This window comes from Klebsiella sp. CN_Kp075, assembly GCF_040065055.2.
Taxonomy (GTDB): Bacteria; Pseudomonadota; Gammaproteobacteria; order Enterobacterales; family Enterobacteriaceae; genus Klebsiella; species Klebsiella aerogenes.
This window is the reverse complement of the sequence record NZ_CM198050.1, coordinates 5,163,118-5,181,041: the sequence shown is the minus strand read 5'-3', so window position 1 is coordinate 5,181,041 and position 17,924 is coordinate 5,163,118. Positions and strand designations below refer to the sequence as shown.

At 53.6% G+C, this 17,924-nt stretch carries 15 protein-coding genes; 8 read left to right on the top strand and 7 right to left on the bottom strand.

Features of this window, described 5'->3' with window-relative positions; translation table 11 throughout:
* Positions 1 to 2 precede the first annotated feature (2 nt).
* Positions 3 to 1,052, bottom strand: coding sequence for a nitrogen regulation protein NR(II) (glnL, locus tag ABLV78_RS24665; RefSeq protein ID WP_015368972.1), 1,050 nt, complete (start codon positions 1,050 to 1,052; stop codon positions 3 to 5).
* A gap of 188 nt (positions 1,053 to 1,240) precedes the next feature.
* A complete protein-coding gene (glnA, locus tag ABLV78_RS24660; RefSeq protein WP_015368971.1) occupies positions 1,241 to 2,650 on the bottom strand; it encodes a glutamate--ammonia ligase in 1,410 nt (469 codons plus the stop codon).
* A gap of 376 nt (positions 2,651 to 3,026) precedes the next feature.
* On the opposite strand from glnA, the gene typA reads away from it, so the two are divergent.
* The 8 genes from typA (at position 3,027) to fabY (ending at position 11,136) form a co-directional block, all read left to right on the top strand.
* Entirely contained in the window at positions 3,027 to 4,850 is a 1,824-nt protein-coding gene (gene typA / locus ABLV78_RS24655; protein WP_045378776.1) for a ribosome-dependent GTPase TypA, read from the top strand.
* 204 nt (positions 4,851 to 5,054) lie between these two features.
* Positions 5,055 to 5,765, top strand: coding sequence for a GntR family transcriptional regulator (locus ABLV78_RS24650; RefSeq protein WP_047045486.1), 711 nt, complete (start codon positions 5,055 to 5,057; stop codon positions 5,763 to 5,765).
* A gap of 7 nt (positions 5,766 to 5,772) precedes the next feature.
* Positions 5,773 to 6,753, top strand: coding sequence for a sugar phosphate isomerase/epimerase family protein (locus ABLV78_RS24645; protein WP_047045483.1), 981 nt, complete (start codon positions 5,773 to 5,775; stop codon positions 6,751 to 6,753).
* Between the two features lie 97 nt (positions 6,754 to 6,850).
* The gene (locus tag ABLV78_RS24640; protein ID WP_047045480.1) at positions 6,851 to 8,110 is read left to right on the top strand and encodes an MFS transporter; all 1,260 of its coding nucleotides are present in this window, start codon (positions 6,851 to 6,853) and stop codon (positions 8,108 to 8,110) included.
* A 152-nt stretch (positions 8,111 to 8,262) separates the two neighbouring features.
* The gene (gene yihX, locus ABLV78_RS24635; protein ID WP_032715399.1) at positions 8,263 to 8,862 is read left to right on the top strand and encodes a glucose-1-phosphatase; all 600 of its coding nucleotides are present in this window, start codon (positions 8,263 to 8,265) and stop codon (positions 8,860 to 8,862) included.
* Positions 8,856 to 9,716 (top strand): virulence factor BrkB family protein, encoded by an 861-nt coding sequence (locus ABLV78_RS24630; RefSeq protein WP_015368968.1) that lies wholly within the window; start codon positions 8,856 to 8,858, stop codon positions 9,714 to 9,716. Before yihX ends, ABLV78_RS24630 begins: the two co-directional genes overlap by 7 nt.
* Positions 9,713 to 10,150, top strand: coding sequence for a D-aminoacyl-tRNA deacylase (gene dtd, locus ABLV78_RS24625; protein ID WP_015368967.1), 438 nt, complete (start codon positions 9,713 to 9,715; stop codon positions 10,148 to 10,150). Before ABLV78_RS24630 ends, dtd begins: the two co-directional genes overlap by 4 nt.
* Before the next feature lie 44 nt (positions 10,151 to 10,194).
* A complete protein-coding gene (fabY, locus tag ABLV78_RS24620) occupies positions 10,195 to 11,136 on the top strand; it encodes a fatty acid biosynthesis protein FabY (RefSeq protein WP_015368966.1) in 942 nt (313 codons plus the stop codon).
* Positions 11,137 to 11,152: 16 nt separating this feature from the next.
* Here fabY and ABLV78_RS24615 read toward each other — a convergent pair whose 3' ends face one another.
* From ABLV78_RS24615 to fdnG, 5 genes are all read right to left on the bottom strand, one after another.
* On the bottom strand, positions 11,153 to 12,070 hold the full coding sequence (locus ABLV78_RS24615) for an alpha/beta hydrolase (RefSeq protein ID WP_047045478.1): 918 nt from the start codon (positions 12,068 to 12,070) through the stop codon (positions 11,153 to 11,155).
* Between the two features lie 249 nt (positions 12,071 to 12,319).
* Positions 12,320 to 13,249, bottom strand: a complete 930-nt coding sequence (gene fdhE / locus ABLV78_RS24610; RefSeq protein ID WP_015368963.1) for a formate dehydrogenase accessory protein FdhE — start codon at positions 13,247 to 13,249, stop codon at positions 12,320 to 12,322.
* A gap of 5 nt (positions 13,250 to 13,254) precedes the next feature.
* Complete coding sequence (gene fdoI, locus ABLV78_RS24605) at positions 13,255 to 13,881, bottom strand: formate dehydrogenase cytochrome b556 subunit (RefSeq protein WP_015368962.1); 627 nt, start codon at positions 13,879 to 13,881, stop codon at positions 13,255 to 13,257.
* Positions 13,878 to 14,780, bottom strand: a complete 903-nt coding sequence (gene fdxH / locus ABLV78_RS24600; protein ID WP_015368961.1) for a formate dehydrogenase subunit beta — start codon at positions 14,778 to 14,780, stop codon at positions 13,878 to 13,880. Before fdxH ends, fdoI begins: the two co-directional genes overlap by 4 nt.
* 12 nt (positions 14,781 to 14,792) lie before the next feature.
* Positions 14,793 to 17,843 (bottom strand): formate dehydrogenase-N subunit alpha, encoded by a 3,051-nt coding sequence (gene fdnG, locus ABLV78_RS24595; RefSeq protein WP_141097078.1) that lies wholly within the window; start codon positions 17,841 to 17,843, stop codon positions 14,793 to 14,795.
* Positions 17,844 to 17,924: the final 81 nt, after the last annotated feature.

The window sequence follows — 17,924 nt, the reverse complement described above, 5'->3', positions numbered from 1 at the left end:
CTCTATTTCCGAATAGGCAGGTATACCGAGAACTCGGTATGGCCTGGCCAACTGGTAAATTCAATTTTGCCGGAGTGCTGATCGATAAGACTGCGGGCGATGGAAAGCCCAAGACCGGTACCGCCTTCGCGGCCGCTAACCATGGGGTAAAACAGCGTATCCTGCAGATGGGGCGGGATACCGGGCCCGTTATCTTCCACGTCGATACGCGCCGCCAGACGGTAACGTACGCCGTGGAGCGTGAGCTGAAAGGCGGTTCGGGTGCGCAGGATGATTTCACCGCCCTCGGGCCCCAGGGCCTGCAGCGCGTTGCGCACGATATTCAGCAGCACTTGCTCGATTTGTTCCGGGTCGTGGGCCAGCTCAGGCAGGCTCGGGTCGTAATCGCGGATCAATTTGACGTTATCCGGCAGCTCCATGGAGACCAGCGCCACCACGCGCTCCGCGACTTTATGAATGCTTTCCGTGATGTGCATACCGGGATGCTGCGGCCCCAGCAGGCGATCGACCAGATTACGTAACCTGTCGGCCTGTTCAATAATCACCTGGGTATATTCCATCAGCGCGGGGTCCGGTAGCGCTTTACTCAATAGCTGCGCCGCGCCGCGCAGGCCGCCGAGCGGGTTTTTAATCTCATGCGCCAGACCGCGCACTAAATCGCGCGCCGCCACCTGCTGAGCATGCTGCAGCTGTTCCTGGCTCAAACGACGCTGATTATCCATCGGCGACATCTCAAGCAGGATATAGCCTTCAGGCAGGCGCTGAGCGGTGAGGGAGAGAATGTGCGAGCGGCCGTCAATCACCAGCGTCACTTCGTTATCCGTGAAGCCCTGACCCGCCTGCAGGCTCTCCTGCATCAGGCCAATGTTTAACGAAAAGTAGCTCAGCAATTCTGGCAGTGGCGTACCGAATAATTTACGCGAGCTTTGCGCCAGTAACTGCTGGGCTGCCGGGTTGGCATAATGCACCGCGAGGTCGTCATCGACTAATAAGATACTGTGGATCAGCGAGTTGAGGATCTGCCCAGCATCGGGCTGTGTGCCTGTTGCCATCTGACAGTCTCCTGAAATGGTTGCACTATTTTAGTGCAGTATAGCTTTTTATTGGTAAAAAGCGCGAGAGATCAGCGTGTTGCTGGTGAAAAAAGCCCATCCTGAGATGGGCTGAAAGTTTCCACGGCAACAAAACATCCCTGGTATCCCGTGCCACAACACGGGAACACCATGGATTTACAGCAAAATCAGACGCTGTAGTACAGTTCGAACTCAACCGGGTGCGGAGTCATACGTACGCGGTCGTTTTCTTCAATGCGCAGGGCGATGTAAGCATCGATAGCTTCGTCAGTGAAGACGCCGCCTGCGGTCAGGAACTCGCGGTCTGCATCCAGAGCCTGCAGGGCTTCTTCCAGAGAACCTGCAACCTGCGGGATTTCTTTCGCTTCTTCCGGCGGCAGATCGTACAGGTTTTTGTCCATCGCATCGCCAGGATGGATTTTGTTTTTAATACCGTCGAGGCCGGCCATCAGCAGCGCGGCAAAGCACAGGTACGGGTTGGCTGCCGGGTCCGGGAAGCGCACTTCGATACGACGCGCTTTCGGAGAGGCGACCACTGGAATACGGATGGAAGCAGAGCGGTTACGGGCGGAGTAAGCCAGCATGACCGGCGCTTCGTAACCCGGGACCAGACGCTTGTAGGAGTTGGTGGTCGGGTTCGCCAGGGCGTTGATCGCTTTAGCGTGCTTAATAACACCGCCGATGTAGTGCAGCGCTTGCTCAGACAGGCCCGCGTATTTGTCGCCGGAGAACAGGTTTACGCCGTTCTTGGACAGGGACATGTGGCAGTGCATGCCGGAACCGTTATCGCCAAACATTGGTTTTGGCATGAAGGTCGCGGTTTTACCGAAACGGTGAGCGACGTTGTGTACAACGTATTTGTAGATCTGAATTTCGTCCGCTTTTTTGGTCATGGTGTTGAAGCGGGTGGCGATTTCGTTCTGACCTGCAGTTGCCACTTCGTGGTGGTGAGCTTCAACAACCAGGCCCATCTCTTCCATGATCATACACATGGTAGAACGGATGTCCTGAGAGGAGTCTACCGGCGGAACCGGGAAGTAACCACCTTTCACGCCCGGACGGTGGCCTTTGTTGCCGCCTTCGTATTTGGTAGAAGAGTTCCATGCGCCTTCGATATCGTCAATGGCCACGTGGGAACCAGAGATGGATGCGCCAAAGCGGATGTCGTCGAACAGGAAGAATTCTGGTTCTGGCCCGAACAGAACGGTGTCGGCGATGCCGGTGGCGCGCAGGTACTCTTCAGCGCGCTTGGCGATAGAGCGCGGGTCGCGGTCGTAGCCTTGCAGGGTGCCGGGTTCCAGGATATCGCAGCGGATGATCAGCGTAGGTTCTTCGTAGAACGGGTCGATCAGCGCCGTGGTGGCATCCGGCATCAGGACCATGTCGGATTCGTTAATACCTTTCCAACCGCCAATCGAGGAGCCATCAAACATTTTGCCTTCTTCAAAGAATTCGGCATTTACCTGATGGGAAGGAATCGTGACGTGCTGTTCTTTACCTTTGGTATCGGTGAAGCGCAGATCGACAAACTTCACTTCGTGCTCGTTCAGCATCGTCAAAACGTGTTCAGCGGACATACTTAAACTCTCCCGGATTGGTCATTGTCGTCGTGGTAACGAACTTCTTACTACTTAAAAGTGGCGTTGTTGCCTTAAAAAATATAAAGCGAAATCTGTGCCAACTTTTAAAAGTACGGTAAAACGCTGTATCATGCGCACCATAGTGCAAAAGGACTGCACCATGATGGAGATAATGCACCAAAATAGTGCCTCGATGTGAACATTGAGCACCATTTTGGTGCAATTTTTATTACGGTGCCCTTTTATCGCTCCGTGAAAGCGATCACAAACAAACTCTGCAATACTTGTTTGCGGAGGATCTTTGTGATCCTGTTCAGTCCTTCGCTTAATACGTGTACAATAACGCGCTATTTCTAATGCCTGAGGCAAAGTTGTGATCGAAAATCTGCGTAATATCGCCATCATCGCGCACGTCGACCATGGTAAAACTACCCTGGTTGATAAGCTGCTACAGCAATCCGGTACGTTCGACGCACGTACTGAAGCACAAGAACGTGTGATGGACTCCAACGATTTGGAGAAAGAGCGTGGGATTACCATCCTCGCTAAAAACACTGCAATCAAATGGAATGATTACCGTATCAACATCGTTGATACCCCAGGGCACGCCGACTTCGGAGGTGAAGTTGAGCGTGTTATGTCCATGGTTGACTCTGTGCTGCTGGTGGTTGATGCCTTTGATGGCCCGATGCCGCAGACGCGCTTTGTTACCAAAAAAGCGTTTGCTCACGGTCTGAAGCCGATCGTGGTCATCAACAAAGTTGACCGTCCGGGTGCGCGTCCGGATTGGGTTGTCGACCAGGTATTCGACCTGTTCGTTAACCTCGACGCGACCGACGAACAGCTGGACTTCCCGATCGTTTACGCTTCCGCGCTGAACGGTATCGCGGGTCTGGACCACGAAGACATGGCTGACGACATGACCCCGCTGTACCAGGCGATTGTTGACCGTGTACCGGCGCCGGACGTTGACCTTGACGGTCCGCTGCAGATGCAAATCTCCCAGCTCGACTACAACAACTACGTTGGCGTAATCGGCATTGGTCGCATCAAGCGCGGTAAAGTGAAGCCGAACCAGCAGATCACTATCATCGATAGCGAAGGGAAAACCCGTAACGGTAAAGTCGGTAAAGTACTGACTCACCTGGGTCTCGAGCGTATCGAGAGCGACGTAGCCGAAGCCGGCGACATCATCGCGATCACCGGTCTGGGCGAGCTGAACATCTCCGACACCATCTGCGACCCGCAGAACGTCGAAGCGCTGCCGGCACTGTCTGTTGATGAGCCGACCGTATCTATGTTCTTCAACGTCAACACCTCTCCGTTCTGCGGTAAAGAAGGTAAGTTCGTTACCTCTCGCCAGATCCTGGACCGTCTGAACAAAGAGCTGGTGCACAACGTTGCGCTGCGCGTTGAAGAAACCGAAGACGCCGATGCGTTCCGCGTTTCTGGTCGTGGTGAACTGCACCTGTCCGTTCTGATTGAAAACATGCGTCGTGAAGGTTTCGAGATGGCGGTTTCCCGTCCGAAAGTTATCTTCCGCGAAATCGATGGCCGTAAACAAGAGCCGTTCGAGAACGTGACGCTGGACGTCGAAGAGCAGCACCAGGGTTCTGTCATGCAGGCGCTGGGTGAGCGTAAAGGCGACCTGAAAAACATGAATCCAGACGGTAAGGGCCGCGTACGTCTCGACTACGTGATCCCAAGCCGTGGTCTGATCGGCTTCCGTTCAGAGTTCATGACCATGACTTCCGGTACCGGTCTGCTGTACTCCACCTTCAGCCACTACGACGATGTTCGTCCGGGCGAAGTTGGCCAGCGTAACAACGGCGTACTGATCTCTAACGGTCAGGGTAAAGCGGTTGCGTTCGCACTGTTCGGCCTGCAGGATCGCGGTAAGCTGTTCCTCGGCCACGGCGCTGAAGTTTACGAAGGTCAAATTATCGGTATTCACAGCCGTTCTAATGACCTGACGGTAAACTGCCTGACCGGTAAGAAACTGACTAACATGCGTGCGTCCGGTACTGACGAAGCAACGGTTCTGGTTCCGCCGGTTAAGATGACCCTGGAGCAAGCTCTGGAGTTCATCGATGACGACGAACTGGTAGAAGTTACTCCGACGTCTATCCGTATCCGTAAACGTCACCTGACCGAGAACGATCGTAAACGCGCTATGCGCGGTGCAAAAGAAGAGTAATTACCCTTCTTGCTACCCTTCAAACCTCGCCTCTCCGGCGGGGTTTTTTTATGCCTGTTCCTCATGCTTATCTTCTGGCGGCGCCAGTGTCGCTCCGGGAGAGAGCTCGGTCACAATTATTCTTAAAGCTTGCGACAGCAATTGCTTTCTTTTTTTGCTCAAGAGTAAGATGAGTTATCTGGTTTAAACCAAATGGATTAAACAATGACGAATAACCCATCCACTGTGGAAAATGCGAAAGAGAAACTGGACCTGTGGTTAAAGCAGGGGCTGACGGTATCGGGTGGAAAATTGCCGTCCGAGCGCGAGCTGGGCGAGTTGCTCGGTATCAAGCGTATGACCCTGCGCCAGGCGCTGCTCAGCCTGGAGGCGGAATCAAGAATATTTCGTAAAGACCGTAAAGGCTGGTTTGTCGCCCAGCCGCGTTTTAACTATAGCCCGGAGCTTTCCGCCAGCTTTCAGCGGGCAGCGATTGAACAGGGCAGAGAACCGTCGTGGGGTTTTATCGAAAAGGTACGGACGACGGAGTATCCCGACGTCGCAGAAGCTCTTGTTGCCATCTGTCCTGCGCATGATTTATATCTGATAACCGGCTGGGGGGCATTAGAAGGACATAAAGTTTTTTATCATGAAACGTTTATCAACCCGAATGTTGCGCCAGAGTTTATTACCAGGCTAAAGAACCAATCTTTTTCTTCCGTTTGGGAGAAGAATTATCATAAAAATGTTGTTATTAAAAAATTAGCCTTCAGGCCAGTAAGAATGCCCGGCGATGTAAGTAAATTCATTGGCGGCTCTGCTGGTATGCCCGCTATTCTGATAGAAAAACATCGTGCCGATAGTGCAGGTAATATCGTGCAAATAGATCTCGAGTATTGGCGATTTGAGGCTGTGGATCTCTTTATTAACTTGTAGGTATTTTATGCTCACTAAAGATAACGCTGAGAAGATCCTTTCTCGCATTGATAATATTCCTCTTTATCTTCATGCTTATGCATATCACCTGAATATGCGGCTGGAGAGAATTTTACCGGCTGATTTACTGAAAATTGCGAATAGCCATCATTTAAAAGGTGTGAAAATTCATGTCCTCGATGGCGAGCGTTACTCTCTTAGCTGTATGGATAATATGCAATTGGCCGCTTTTGGCGAGCAGGCAAAAGCGTTACGGTTGGATATCCATATAGAAACCAGCGCCTCCGATAAAGAGACCATCGATCAAGCCGTCGCTATCGCATTAAAGACCGGGGCAACCTCCGTTCGTTTTTATCCCCGTTACGAAGGGCCTTTACAAGAAGTTTTAGCAAGAATTACGGCTGATATTCAATATATTAAAGAGGCGTATAGCCAATCTGGACTCACTTTTACCATTGAACAACATGAAGATTTAAAAAGCGCCGAGTTGGTCAGTCTGATTAAACAAAGCGAGATGCCGTCGCTATCGCTGCTGTTTGATTTTGCCAATATGATCAATGCTAATGAGCGACCGCTTGAGGCGTTGGCAGTGATGTCACCCTATGTCACTCAGGTTCACATTAAAGATGCCTGTATTATTGCGGAAAATGGCGGGCTGGGGCACCGGGCCTGTAACTCAGGTCTGGGTGATATGCCGTTTAAGGCGCTGCTGACTGAGTTAATTTGTCTGGGCCAGGAGCAACCACAGGTGATGGCGTACGGACTGGAAGAAGAAGTTGATTATTACGCGCCACCTTTCCGCTTTGCGACTGAAGGCGATAACCCGTGGATCCCGTGGCGACAAATGAGCGAAACGCCTCTGCCTGATACAACGCAACTTGAAACCCGGCTGGATAAAGAAAAACAGGATGCGATCGCCCAGTTAAATTTTGTCATGGACACTTTACGCGATATAAAAAATGATGCACTGAAAATTCTTGCACGCTAACTTTTAATTACATTTGGTATTTATGATCGCTATTTTTTAGAATGGCGAAATGTTCCATGTCCTTAAATAAAATGATGTTAAGTCATCAGGGGATCTTATGCTCACAAGAAAGAAATGGGCTATATTTAGCCTGTTAACGCTTTGTGGTGGTACCATTTATAAACTGCCTTCATTAAAAGACGCATTTTATATACCGATGCAGGATTATTTTCATTTGACCAACGGTCAGATTGGTAATGCCATGTCGGTAAACTCAGTAGTGACAACCATCGGTTTTTTCTTGTCAATTTACTTTGCTGATAAACTTCCGCGTCGCTACACCATGTCATTTTCACTGATAGCGACGGGATTATTAGGTATCTATCTGACAACGATGCCTGGCTATTGGGGCATTCTATTTGTCTGGGCATTATTTGGCGTCACCTGCGACATGATGAACTGGCCGGTATTGTTAAAATCGGTGAGTCGGTTAGGAAATAGCGAACAGCAGGGGCGCTTATTTGGCTTCTTCGAAACGGGGCGCGGAATTGTCGATACCGTTATCGCATTTTCCGCATTAGCTATTTTCACCTGGTTTGGCAGTGGCTTACTGGGTTTTAAAGCCGGGATTTGGTTCTATGCCATTATTGTCATTGTTGTAGGCGTCTTGCTGTTTTTCATGCTTAAGCAGAAGGATGAGCCGACGCCCGCCGCGGATGAAGGCACCACCAGGCAACAAACCAGTATCTCTTCGGTGCTGAAAGACAAAACTATCTGGCTGATTGCCTTCAATGTGTTCTTTGTTTACGCCGTTTACTGTGGACTCACCTTCTTTATCCCGTTCCTGAAGAACATCTACATGCTGCCGGTAGCCCTGGTTGGCGCCTACGGCATTATTAACCAGTACTGTTTAAAAATGATCGGTGGTCCAATTGGCGGTTTAATTGCCGATAAGATCCTCAAATCGCCAAGTAAATATCTCTTTTATACCTTCTGTATCAGTACGATGGCTTTAGTCGCGTTAATTCTGTTACCGCACGAAAGTATGCCGGTCTATCTGGGTATGGTGTGTACTCTCGGGTTCGGTGCGATTGTTTTTACGCAACGAGCCGTGTTTTTTGCCCCGATTGGGGAAGCGAAAATCGCTGAAAACCAGACGGGCGCGGCGATGGCGCTGGGGAGCTTCATTGGCTATGCACCGGCGATGTTTTGCTACAGCCTGTACGGCTACATTCTCGATCTCAATCCGGGTCTGGTGGGGTACAAGATAGTCTTTGGCATCATGGCCTGCTTCGCTTGCGCCGGCGCGTTCGTTTCGGTGATGCTGGTTAAACGCATCAACCGCAGAAAGAATATGTTGGAAACCGCATTGGTCTGATTTTAAGGGATCTGCCATTTCACCAAAGCCGCAGATATGCGGCTTTGGTCGTTTTTGCGCCTGAGATGTCTTGAATCGTTTCCGGTTTGTTCATAGTCAAACCTCTTCTTTCCCGCTACAGTTAATCTTCAACGGCGCGGAAGGAGACAAAAATGCTCTATATCTTTGATTTAGGTAATGTGATTGTCGACATTGACTTCAACCGGGTGCTCGGAACGTGGAGCGATTTGACCCGCATCCCGCTGGCGACGCTAAAGCAAGACTTTGTCATGGGCGATGCCTTCCACCAGCATGAACGCGGGGAGATCAGCGACGAAGAGTTTGCCGCCGCGATGTGCCACGAAATGAACATGCCGCTGAGCTATGAACAGTTCGCCCACGGCTGGCAGGCCGTTTTTGTCGCCTTACGTCCAGAAGTTACCGACATCATGCAAAAACTTCGCGACCAGGGGCATCGCGTGGTAGTGCTCTCGAACACCAACCGATTACATACCACTTTCTGGCCAAGTGAATATCCGCAAGTGCGTGCTGCCGCCGATCATGTGTACCTCTCACAAGAGATGGGGATGCGCAAACCCGAAACGCGTATCTATCAAAGCGTGCTGCAGGCAGAAGGATTTTCGCCGCAAGAAGCGGTCTTTTTTGACGATAACGCCGATAATATAGCTGGGGCTAATCAGTTGGGGATCACCAGTATTCTGGTCACGGGTAAGGAGACCATCCCCAATTACTTTGCGAAGCAGCTATGCTAAAAAGCGTTCATCAAAAAACCAAATACCATACCAGGCCGCTGGTGGCCTGGCTTAAGCTGCTGTGGCGGCGAATTGAAGAAGACAACATGACGACGTTGGCGGGGAATCTGGCCTACGTGTCTTTACTTGCGCTGGTGCCGCTGATCGCCGTGGTTTTTGCCCTGTTTGCCGCCTTCCCGATGTTCTCCGACGTCAGCGTGCAGATCCGCCATTTTATCTTTGCCAACTTCATTCCGGCGACCGGCGATGTCATTCAGGGGTATATAGAACAGTTTGTGGCGAACTCCAGCAGGATGACGGCCGTCGGCGCCTTCGGGTTAATCGTCACCTCATTACTGCTGATGTACTCGATTGATAGCGCGTTGAACACCATCTGGCGCAGCAGTCGGACGCGGCCAAAAATCTATTCATTTGCGGTCTACTGGATGATCCTGACTCTTGGTCCGCTGTTGGCCGGCGCCAGTCTGGCAATCAGTTCCTATCTTCTCTCGCTACGCTGGGCCAGCGATCTCAATAGCGTCATTGACGATGTACTACGTATATTCCCGCTAATCTTATCGTGGGCGGCGTTCTGGATGCTTTATAGCATCGTGCCCACCACCCAGGTGCGCAATCGCGATGCGGTAATCGGTTCGCTGGTGGCGGCACTGCTTTTTGAAGCCGGTAAAAAGGCTTTTGCTTTATATATCACCATGTTTCCGTCATACCAGTTGATTTATGGCGTGATAGCGGTAGTACCCATTTTGTTTGTCTGGGTTTACTGGACCTGGTGTATCGTCTTGCTTGGCGCTGAAATAACTGTCACTCTCGGTGAATACCGCAAACTCAAAAAAGAAGAAACAGAACAACCATGATTGCATTAATTCAACGCGTATCCCGTGCAAGCGTTACCGTGGAGGGTGAAGTGACGGGTGAAATCGGTCCGGGATTGCTGGTGCTGCTGGGCGTCGAGAAAGACGATGACGAACAGAAGGCCAATCGTCTGTGTGAACGGGTGCTCGGCTATCGCATTTTCAGCGACGCCGAAGGCAAAATGAATCTTAATGTCCAGCAGGCGGGCGGCAGCGTGCTGGTGGTTTCGCAATTTACGCTGGCGGCCGATACCGAGCGCGGCATGCGCCCGAGTTTTTCCAAAGGCGCGGCGCCGGACAGAGCGGAAGCGCTGTATGAATACTTTGTTGAGCGCTGCCGTCAGCAAGAGATGAATACTCAGACCGGGAGATTCGCTGCGGATATGCAGGTCTCGCTGGTAAACGATGGTCCCGTGACCTTTTGGTTGCAGGTATGAGTCAGCTTCCGGGCAGGCTGCGGGTAACAAAAGAGAGTACAGCTATGTATCACCTTCGTGTACCGCAAACAGAAGAAGAGTTAGAAAGCTATTATCAGTTCCGCTGGGAGATGCTGCGTAAGCCGCTGCATCAGCCTAAAGGGTCGGAACGCGACGCCTGGGATGCCATGGCGCATCACCAGATGGTCGTCGATGAAGAGGGCAATCTGGTTGCCGTCGGTCGGCTGTATATCAATGCGGAGAATGAAGCCTCGATCCGTTTTATGGCCGTTCATCCTTCCGTTCAGGATAAAGGTTTAGGCACCCTTATGGCGATGACCCTTGAGTCAGTCGCCCGTCAGGAAGGGGTGAAGCGGGTGACCTGTAGCGCCCGTGAAGACGCGATGGAGTTTTTCTCTAAGCTGGGCTTTGTGAACCAGGGAGAAATCACCACGCCGACAACCACGCCGATTCGCCACTTTTTGATGATTAAACCCATTGCTTCACTGGATGATATCCTGCACCGCGGTGACTGGTGCGGCCAGCTGCAGCAGGCCTGGTATCAGCACATTCCGCTGAGCGAAAAGATGGGCGTGCGCATTCAGCAGTACACCGGGCAAAAATTTATCACCACCATGCCCGAAGCGGGGAATCAGAATCCGCACCATACGTTGTTTGCCGGCAGCCTGTTTTCGCTCGCCACCTTAACCGGCTGGGGGCTTATTTGGTTAATGCTGCGCGAGCGGCACCTTGGCGGCACGATTATCCTTGCCGATGCGCATATCCGTTACAGCAAGCCTATTAGCGGACGCCCGAATGCGGTGGCCGATTTGGGCTCGCTAAGCGGCGATCTCGATCGCCTGGCGCGAGGGCGCAAGGCTCGCGTACAGCTTCAGGTCGAACTGTTCGGTAACGATAAGCTGGGCGCTGTTTTTGAGGGTACCTATATCGTATTGCCCGCGAAGCCGTTCGGTTCGTATGAAGAGGGCGGGAACGAGGAAGAGTAACCCGCCTCCGGCATTATTATTGGCCTGGCGTTTGCGTACGCCAGGCGATATCGCGCATCGCCTGTCTTGCCGCGAGGCTTATCCCGCCTAACTGAAAGAAACCGTGAATGACGCCCAGATAGCGCTGGCAGGTGCTTTCTACCCCCTGTGCTATTAGCCGCCGGTACAGCGCTTCTCCCTCATCGCGCAAAGGGTCAAATTCGGCCGTCAGGATATGAACCGGCGGCAGCCCGTTAAAATCTTCCCGCCACAGCGGACTGGCTTCCGGATGGGTAGCGGGTGTGGCCGCTAAATACATTTCGTAGCCGCTAAGCAGCGTACCCCGGGTAATGATGTAATCCTCGCCGTTGCTGGCGTAGCTTGCCATGCTGGCGGTAGCGTCGAGCATAGGGTAAATCAGGATAACCTGCGCAGGTTGCCATGCTCCCGCCGCTTTCAGGCGCAGAGCCGTGACCAGGGCGAGGTGGCCGCCGGCGCTGTCGCCGGCCAGCGTGATGCGCGCGGCGTCAACGCCAAGCCGCCGCGCATACCGATGGATAATGTTGGCGCCTCGTTCCGCATCATCGTGCGCCGTCGGAAAAGGGTACTCCGGGGCCAGGCGATACTGCACGGCGATCACCCGGCACCCACTGAACCAGGCAAGCTGGCGCAATTGGTTGTCATGGGTGGCAAAGCCGCCGCTCACAAAACAGCCGCCGTGGTAATACACCATGGTGGGTAGCAAGCCGTTGCTTTTTGGCGGCGAGACGACGCGAAAGGTTATGCCATCGAGCGTGATGTCTTCAACCTGCACACGCGTTTCCGTTTCCCCTGCGAGAACGGCGCTGGCGAGATAGCCGTTTCTCCGGTCATCAATACTCTGTTCTCGTGCTGATGGCCGCCCCGCAGCAATAAACTCTTCAACCAGCGAAGCAATACCTTTTTCCAACGTCATGGCAAGTCCCTTTTACTGGATTAATATCCAGTGTTATAGCCTGGTTTTTGCGAAAAAGATATACCGAATAAAGCCGCGATCGCATTGTGGAAAGCGGCTCGCAAAAGCGTATTTCTCAGCAAAGATCTGCTTCTTCTGTTGAACAATATCTGGAGAAGCAGGATCGGGATAAGGAGAGCATTTCCGGCGTGGTCACGCCGTATGAATGATAACGAGCGACCTGAGTCGCCCGTTACAGGAGCGCAGAACTTACTCCCCTTCGCCGGGGAACATGAACGGGTTAATTGAGCTTCTGGCGAAGCCTTCCTGTTCCATGCGAGCATCGAGTACCAGCGAGGCTAAATCGTCGGCAACGGCTTCGACTTTCGGGTCTTTCTCCTGATACATAATCTTCAGGTAGCTCCCGCAGTCGCCGCAGCTTTCGGCTTTCACCGCCGCCTGCTCGTTATCCAGCGACCAGTAGTGCAGGTCGCGGCTCTGTTCGCAGTTGCTGCATTTTACGCGCACCACATGCCATTCGGTTTCACACAAGTTGCAGTGCAGATAGCGCAGCCCCTGAGTGGTGCCGATTTGCACGATGCTGGAGACCGGCATCGAGCCGCAAACCGGGCAGAACTGGCGATGCTCGCCGTATTCGGCGCGCGCTTTCCCCGGGATCAGGCTGGCCATTTGCGCCCAGTACAGCGACAGCGCGGCCCAGATAAACGGCGCTTTGTCGCTGCTGACCGAGGCGAAATCGGAAGCAAACAGCGCGCTGGCCATCTCTTCCAGTTCCGGCCCGGAAGCTTTTTCCAGGTTCTCGATAACCGACAGCGCCGGGCCGCTCATCTCCGGTTTCAGCTCGGCGATCAGCGAATGCAGCAGTTTGTGCCAGTGTTTATCACGCGGCAATACGTGAATATCCAGCGGCGGCTTGCCCTGATCGTTGGCCTCTTTAATGCGGGCAGTCAGATCCATCTGCAACGGATGGTCGTACAGCACCACTTCCTGCGCATGAGCGATCAGCGCGGCAAAGCGCAGGTAATCGCCCAGTGGGTTATTGGCGGCCAGCTCGCGCAGGCGCTCCGCGCGGCGGTTATACAGATTCTTCAGTCTGGGGAACAGTAGCGGCGGAATTGCTTCCGCCGTGCGTTTCTCGCTCGAACCCAGCTCGTCTTGCGGGATTATGCGAATACTCATGCAGTCTATTTTTCCTGTTTCTGGCGGACTTCACGGTACCAGCGCGGGTGATGTTTCTTCGCCCACGTTTTGGTAACCCAGCCTTCCACCATCGCGGTAATGGTGCCTTTCACCCAGAGGGCGGCGTAGATATGCACCATGATAACCACAATTAACGCGACTGCGGCAAAAGAATGCAGCATCAGCGCGAATCGGATCACCGGGATTGAGAATGCAGGCGCAAAGTACGGACGCCAGATGATCACGCCGCTTACCAGCAGCAGCACCAGGAAAATAATTGCCGCCCAGAATACGCATTTCTGGCCGAAGTTATAACGCCCGGTATCGCCTACCTCCTCGTTGACGACGATCTTACGAATATTCTTCGCCCAAAAGATATCATCCCGATTGATTAGGTTATGGTGCCAGTAACGGAAAAACATGATGATAAACGACGCGAACATCACCACCCCGACGAACGGGTGGAGAATACGCGCCAGCTGCGGCGTACCGAGAATATGCATCAGCCAGTTAAACGACGGGAAGAAAAAGCCTAACCCGCTTACCGCCGCCAGAATAAAGCAGAAGGCGGTTATCCAGTGGTTGATGCGTTCCGGCGCCGTGTAGCGCACGATGGTGTCACGTTTTCTCATTTGCGCACCTCGTCTTTCTCTTCATGCAGGTTGTCTTCTTCCTCATCTGCACGGTTTGGACCGACGCCGACGTAGTGGAAGATGCTGGCTGCGAAGGTCGCAGCAAAGCCGACCGCCGCCAGCGGTTTCCAGATACCTTTCCAGAATTTCACCGTTTGGCTGATTTCCGGATTCTCCGGCAGACCGTGGTACAGATTCGGTTTATCGGCATGGTGCAACACGTACATCACGTGGGTGCCGCCGACGCCAGCCGGATCGTACAGGCCCGCCTTGTCGTAACCGCGGGTTTTCAGCTCTGCGACGCGCTCGCCGGCCAGCGTTTTCATATCCTCTTTCGAACCAAAGTGGATAGCGCCGGTCGGACAGGTTTTCACGCAGGCCGGTTCCTGGCCGACGGTCACACGGTCTACGCACAGCGTACATTTGTAGACGCGGTTGTCTTCCGGGTTCAGGCGCGGTACATCGAACGGGCAACCTGCGATGCAGTAGCCGCAGCCGATACACTGCTCAGACTGGAAGTCGACGATGCCGTTAGCGTACTGAATGATCGCGCCTTCTGACGGACAGGCCTTCAGGCAGCCCGGGTCAGCGCAGTGCATGCAGCCATCTTTACGAATAAGCCATTCCAGCTTGTCGTTTTGTTCCACTTCCGAGAAGCGCATGACCGTCCATGACTTGGCGGTCAGGTCCGCCGGGTTGTCATACACCCCGACGTTGTTACCCACTTCGTCACGAAGGTCGTTCCATTCGGAACAGGCCACCTGACAGGCTTTACAGCCGATACAGGTGGTCACGTCGATAAGCTTCGCCACTTCCTGCTGGTGGTCCCGCGCCTGAGGCGCGGGAGTGAAACCGTTAGTCGCGGAACGACGAATAATATCTTGCGATTGATAAGCCATAAGTCGTCTCCGTTACACCTTTTCCACGTTCACGAGGAAGGCCTTAAACTCCGGCGTCTGCGTGTTGGCGTCGCCGACGAACGGCGTCAGCGTATTGGCGATAAAGCCTTTTTTCGCCACGCCTTCGTAGCCCCAGTGAATAGGAATACCGATGGTATCCACCTCTTTACCATGAACCTGCAGCGTACGAATACGCTTGGTCACCACCGCCTTGGCTTTGATATAGCCGCGGTTAGAGGAGACCTTCACGGTATCGCCGTGGCCGATGCCGAGCTTATTCGCCAGTTTTTCGCCGATCTCCACAAACTGTTCCGGCTGCGCGATGGCGTTAAGCAGCGCGTGTTTGGTCCAGTAGTGGAAGTGTTCGGTCAGGCGGTAAGTGGTGCCGACGTACGGGAACTTTTCGGCCTTGCCCATCTGCTCGAGATCGCCTTTAAAGACGCGAGCGGCCGGGTTAGAGACCACGTTTGGATGCAGTGGGTTCGTCCCCAGCGGCGTTTCAAACGGTTCGTAGTGTTCCGGGAACGGCCCTTCAGCCATCTTATCGATAGCGAACAGACGCCCCATCCCTTCAGGCTGCATGATAAACGGACCAACGTCGCTACCAGGGGCGGCGGCGCTGTAATCCGGAATATCCACACCGCCCCATTTCGCGCCGTCCCATTTCAGCAACTGACGCTTCGGATCCCACGGTTTACCCTGCGGGTCTGCGGAGGCGCGGTTATACAGAATGCGGCGGTTCAGCGGCCATGCCCAGGCCCAGCCCAGCGTATTGCCGAGGCCTGACGGGTCGGCGTTATCGCGGCGCGCCATCTGGTTGCCTTCCGGCGTCCAGCTTCCGGCGAAGATCCAGCAGCCGCTGGAAGTCGTGCCGTCATCGCGTAGCTGTGCGAAGGAGCTCAGTTGCTGCCCTTTCTTAACGATTACCGCGCCGGTTGCCGGATCGGTAATATCCGCCAGCGCTTTACCGTTACTTTCCATCGCCACTTCTTCAGATGCCGGCTCGTGCGGCGTGGAGTAGTTCCACGTCATGTTGAGCACCGGCTCCGGCGTCGGGCCGCCTTCTTCGGCATACATCTTACGCAGACGCGAGAAGATACCGGCGAGGATTTCGCCATCGGTCACGGCGATCCCCGGGGCATCCGCGCCTTTCCAGTGCCACTGCAGCCAGCGGCCGGAGTTCACGATAGAACCGTTTTCTTCGGCGAAGCAGGTGGACGGCAGACGGAATACTTCGGTCTGGATTTTTGACGGGTCAACATCGTTGGACTCACCGTGGTTTTGCCAGAAGGTGGACGTTTCGGTGTTGAGCGGGTCGATGGTTACAAGGAACTTCAGCTTCGACAGGGAAGCCACTACCTTATTTTTGTTCGGGAACGAGGCGACCGGGTTAAAGCCCTGGCAAATATAGCCATTCACTTTGCCCTGATTCATCATCTCGAAATACTGCAGAACGTCGTAGCTCTTATCCCACTTCGGCAACCAGTCAAAGCCCCAGCTATTCTCGGCCGTAGCTTTATCGCCGAAGAAGGCTTTCATCATGGAGACGAAGAACTTCGGATAGTTGCCCCAGTAGTTCACCTGGTCTTTCAACAGCGGTTTCGGCGTGTTGGCGCTCAGGTAGGTCTGCAGGTCGGCCTGTTTTTCATTAGGCAGCGACATGTATCCCGGCAGGCTGGTTGAGAGCAGGCCGAGGTCGGTCAGACCCTGGATGTTGGAGTGACCGCGCAGGGCATTGACGCCGCCGCCTGCCATCCCCATGTTGCCAAGCAGCAGCTGGATCATCGCCATGGTGCGAATGTTCTGCGCGCCGATGGAGTGCTGGGTCCAGCCGAGGGCATACAGGAACGACGCGGTTTTATCGTGCGCGCTGGTTTCTGCAATATATTCGCAAACTTTAAGGAAATCGGCCTTCGGCGTACCACAGATGTTTTCAACCACATCCGGCGTATAGCGGGAAACGTGCTGTTTTAGCAGATTCCAGACGCAGCGTGGATGCATTAGCGTGGTATCGCGTTTGGCGAAGCCGTTTTCATCCAGCTCGTAGTTCCAGCTGGTTTTGTCATACTGGCGTTTTTCCGCATCGTAGCCGCTGAACAGACCATCATCAAAGCTGTAGTCCTCACGCACGATCAGGCTGGCGTTGGTATAGGCTTCGGTGTATTCACGGTTGAATTTTTCGTTATTCAGCAGGTACAGGATGACGCCCGACAGGAAGGTTATGTCGGTACCGGAACGAATCGGGGTATAGAAATCAGCCACCGACGCCGTACGCGTAAAGCGCGGATCGATAACGATGAGCTTGGCGCCGTTATGAATTTTGGCTTCCATCGCCCAGCGGAACCCCACCGGATGCGCTTCTGCGGCGTTACCGCCCATCACCACGATCAGGTTGGCGTTTTTAATATCAACCCAGTGGTTGGTCATCGCACCGCGACCAAATGTTGGAGCAAGACTTGCTACCGTTGGTCCGTGTCAGACACGCGCCTGGTTATCCACCGCCAGCATCCCGAGGGCGCGGGTGAATTTCTGTGTTAAATAGCCGGTTTCGTTACTGGAAGCGGAGGCGCACAGCATACCGGTGGTCAGCCAACGGTTAACGGTGGTGCCGGCGCTGTTTTGGGCGATAAAGTTGGCGTCACGGTCCTCTTTCATCAGCTTCGCGATGCGATCGAACGCTTCATCCCAGCTGATTTGTTGCCATTTATCAGAACCTGGCGCACGATATTCCGGGAATTTCAGGCGGCTTTCAGAATGGATAAAGTCCACCAGACCGGCCCCTTTCGGGCAGAGCGCACCACGGTTTACCGGATGGTCCGGATCGCCTTCGATATGAAAAATGGATGCTTTGGCGTTTTTCGCACCGTCGCCGAGGCTATACATCAATAGCCCGCAGCCAACGGAACAGTACGTACAGGTGTTGCGGGTTTCGCGAGTACGCAGCAGTTTGTACTGCCGTGTTTCCGCGAGCGCAGTAGCCGGGGCAAAGCCCAGCGCTGCTGCCGTCGTGCCTGCCATACCGCCAGCGCAGATCTTAAAGAACTGCCTTCTGCTGACCTGCATGGTTCGCTCCTTGTTTCGACATTGTCACATGTAGTTATTTACTTTGCGGTGAAGGCCGCAAAGGTTCAGAATTGAGTTAAT

Excerpts from the sequence above, each read along its gene's own strand:
- glnL (WP_015368972.1), bottom strand. The coding sequence starts at position 1,052 with ATGGCAACAGGCACACAGCCCGATGCTGGGCAGATCCTCAACTCGCTG.
- glnA (WP_015368971.1), bottom strand. The coding sequence starts at position 2,650 with ATGTCCGCTGAACACGTTTTGACGATGCTGAACGAGCACGAAGTGAAG.
- ABLV78_RS24650 (WP_047045486.1), top strand. The coding sequence starts at position 5,055 with ATGACGAATAACCCATCCACTGTGGAAAATGCGAAAGAGAAACTGGAC.
- ABLV78_RS24645 (WP_047045483.1), top strand. The coding sequence starts at position 5,773 with ATGCTCACTAAAGATAACGCTGAGAAGATCCTTTCTCGCATTGATAAT.
- ABLV78_RS24640 (WP_047045480.1), top strand. The coding sequence starts at position 6,851 with ATGCTCACAAGAAAGAAATGGGCTATATTTAGCCTGTTAACGCTTTGT.
- yihX (WP_032715399.1), top strand. The coding sequence starts at position 8,263 with ATGCTCTATATCTTTGATTTAGGTAATGTGATTGTCGACATTGACTTC.
- ABLV78_RS24630 (WP_015368968.1), top strand. The coding sequence starts at position 8,856 with ATGCTAAAAAGCGTTCATCAAAAAACCAAATACCATACCAGGCCGCTG.
- dtd (WP_015368967.1), top strand. The coding sequence starts at position 9,713 with ATGATTGCATTAATTCAACGCGTATCCCGTGCAAGCGTTACCGTGGAG.
- fabY (WP_015368966.1), top strand. The coding sequence starts at position 10,195 with ATGTATCACCTTCGTGTACCGCAAACAGAAGAAGAGTTAGAAAGCTAT.
- ABLV78_RS24615 (WP_047045478.1), bottom strand. The coding sequence starts at position 12,070 with ATGACGTTGGAAAAAGGTATTGCTTCGCTGGTTGAAGAGTTTATTGCT.
- fdhE (WP_015368963.1), bottom strand. The coding sequence starts at position 13,249 with ATGAGTATTCGCATAATCCCGCAAGACGAGCTGGGTTCGAGCGAGAAA.
- fdoI (WP_015368962.1), bottom strand. The coding sequence starts at position 13,881 with ATGAGAAAACGTGACACCATCGTGCGCTACACGGCGCCGGAACGCATC.
- fdxH (WP_015368961.1), bottom strand. The coding sequence starts at position 14,780 with ATGGCTTATCAATCGCAAGATATTATTCGTCGTTCCGCGACTAACGGT.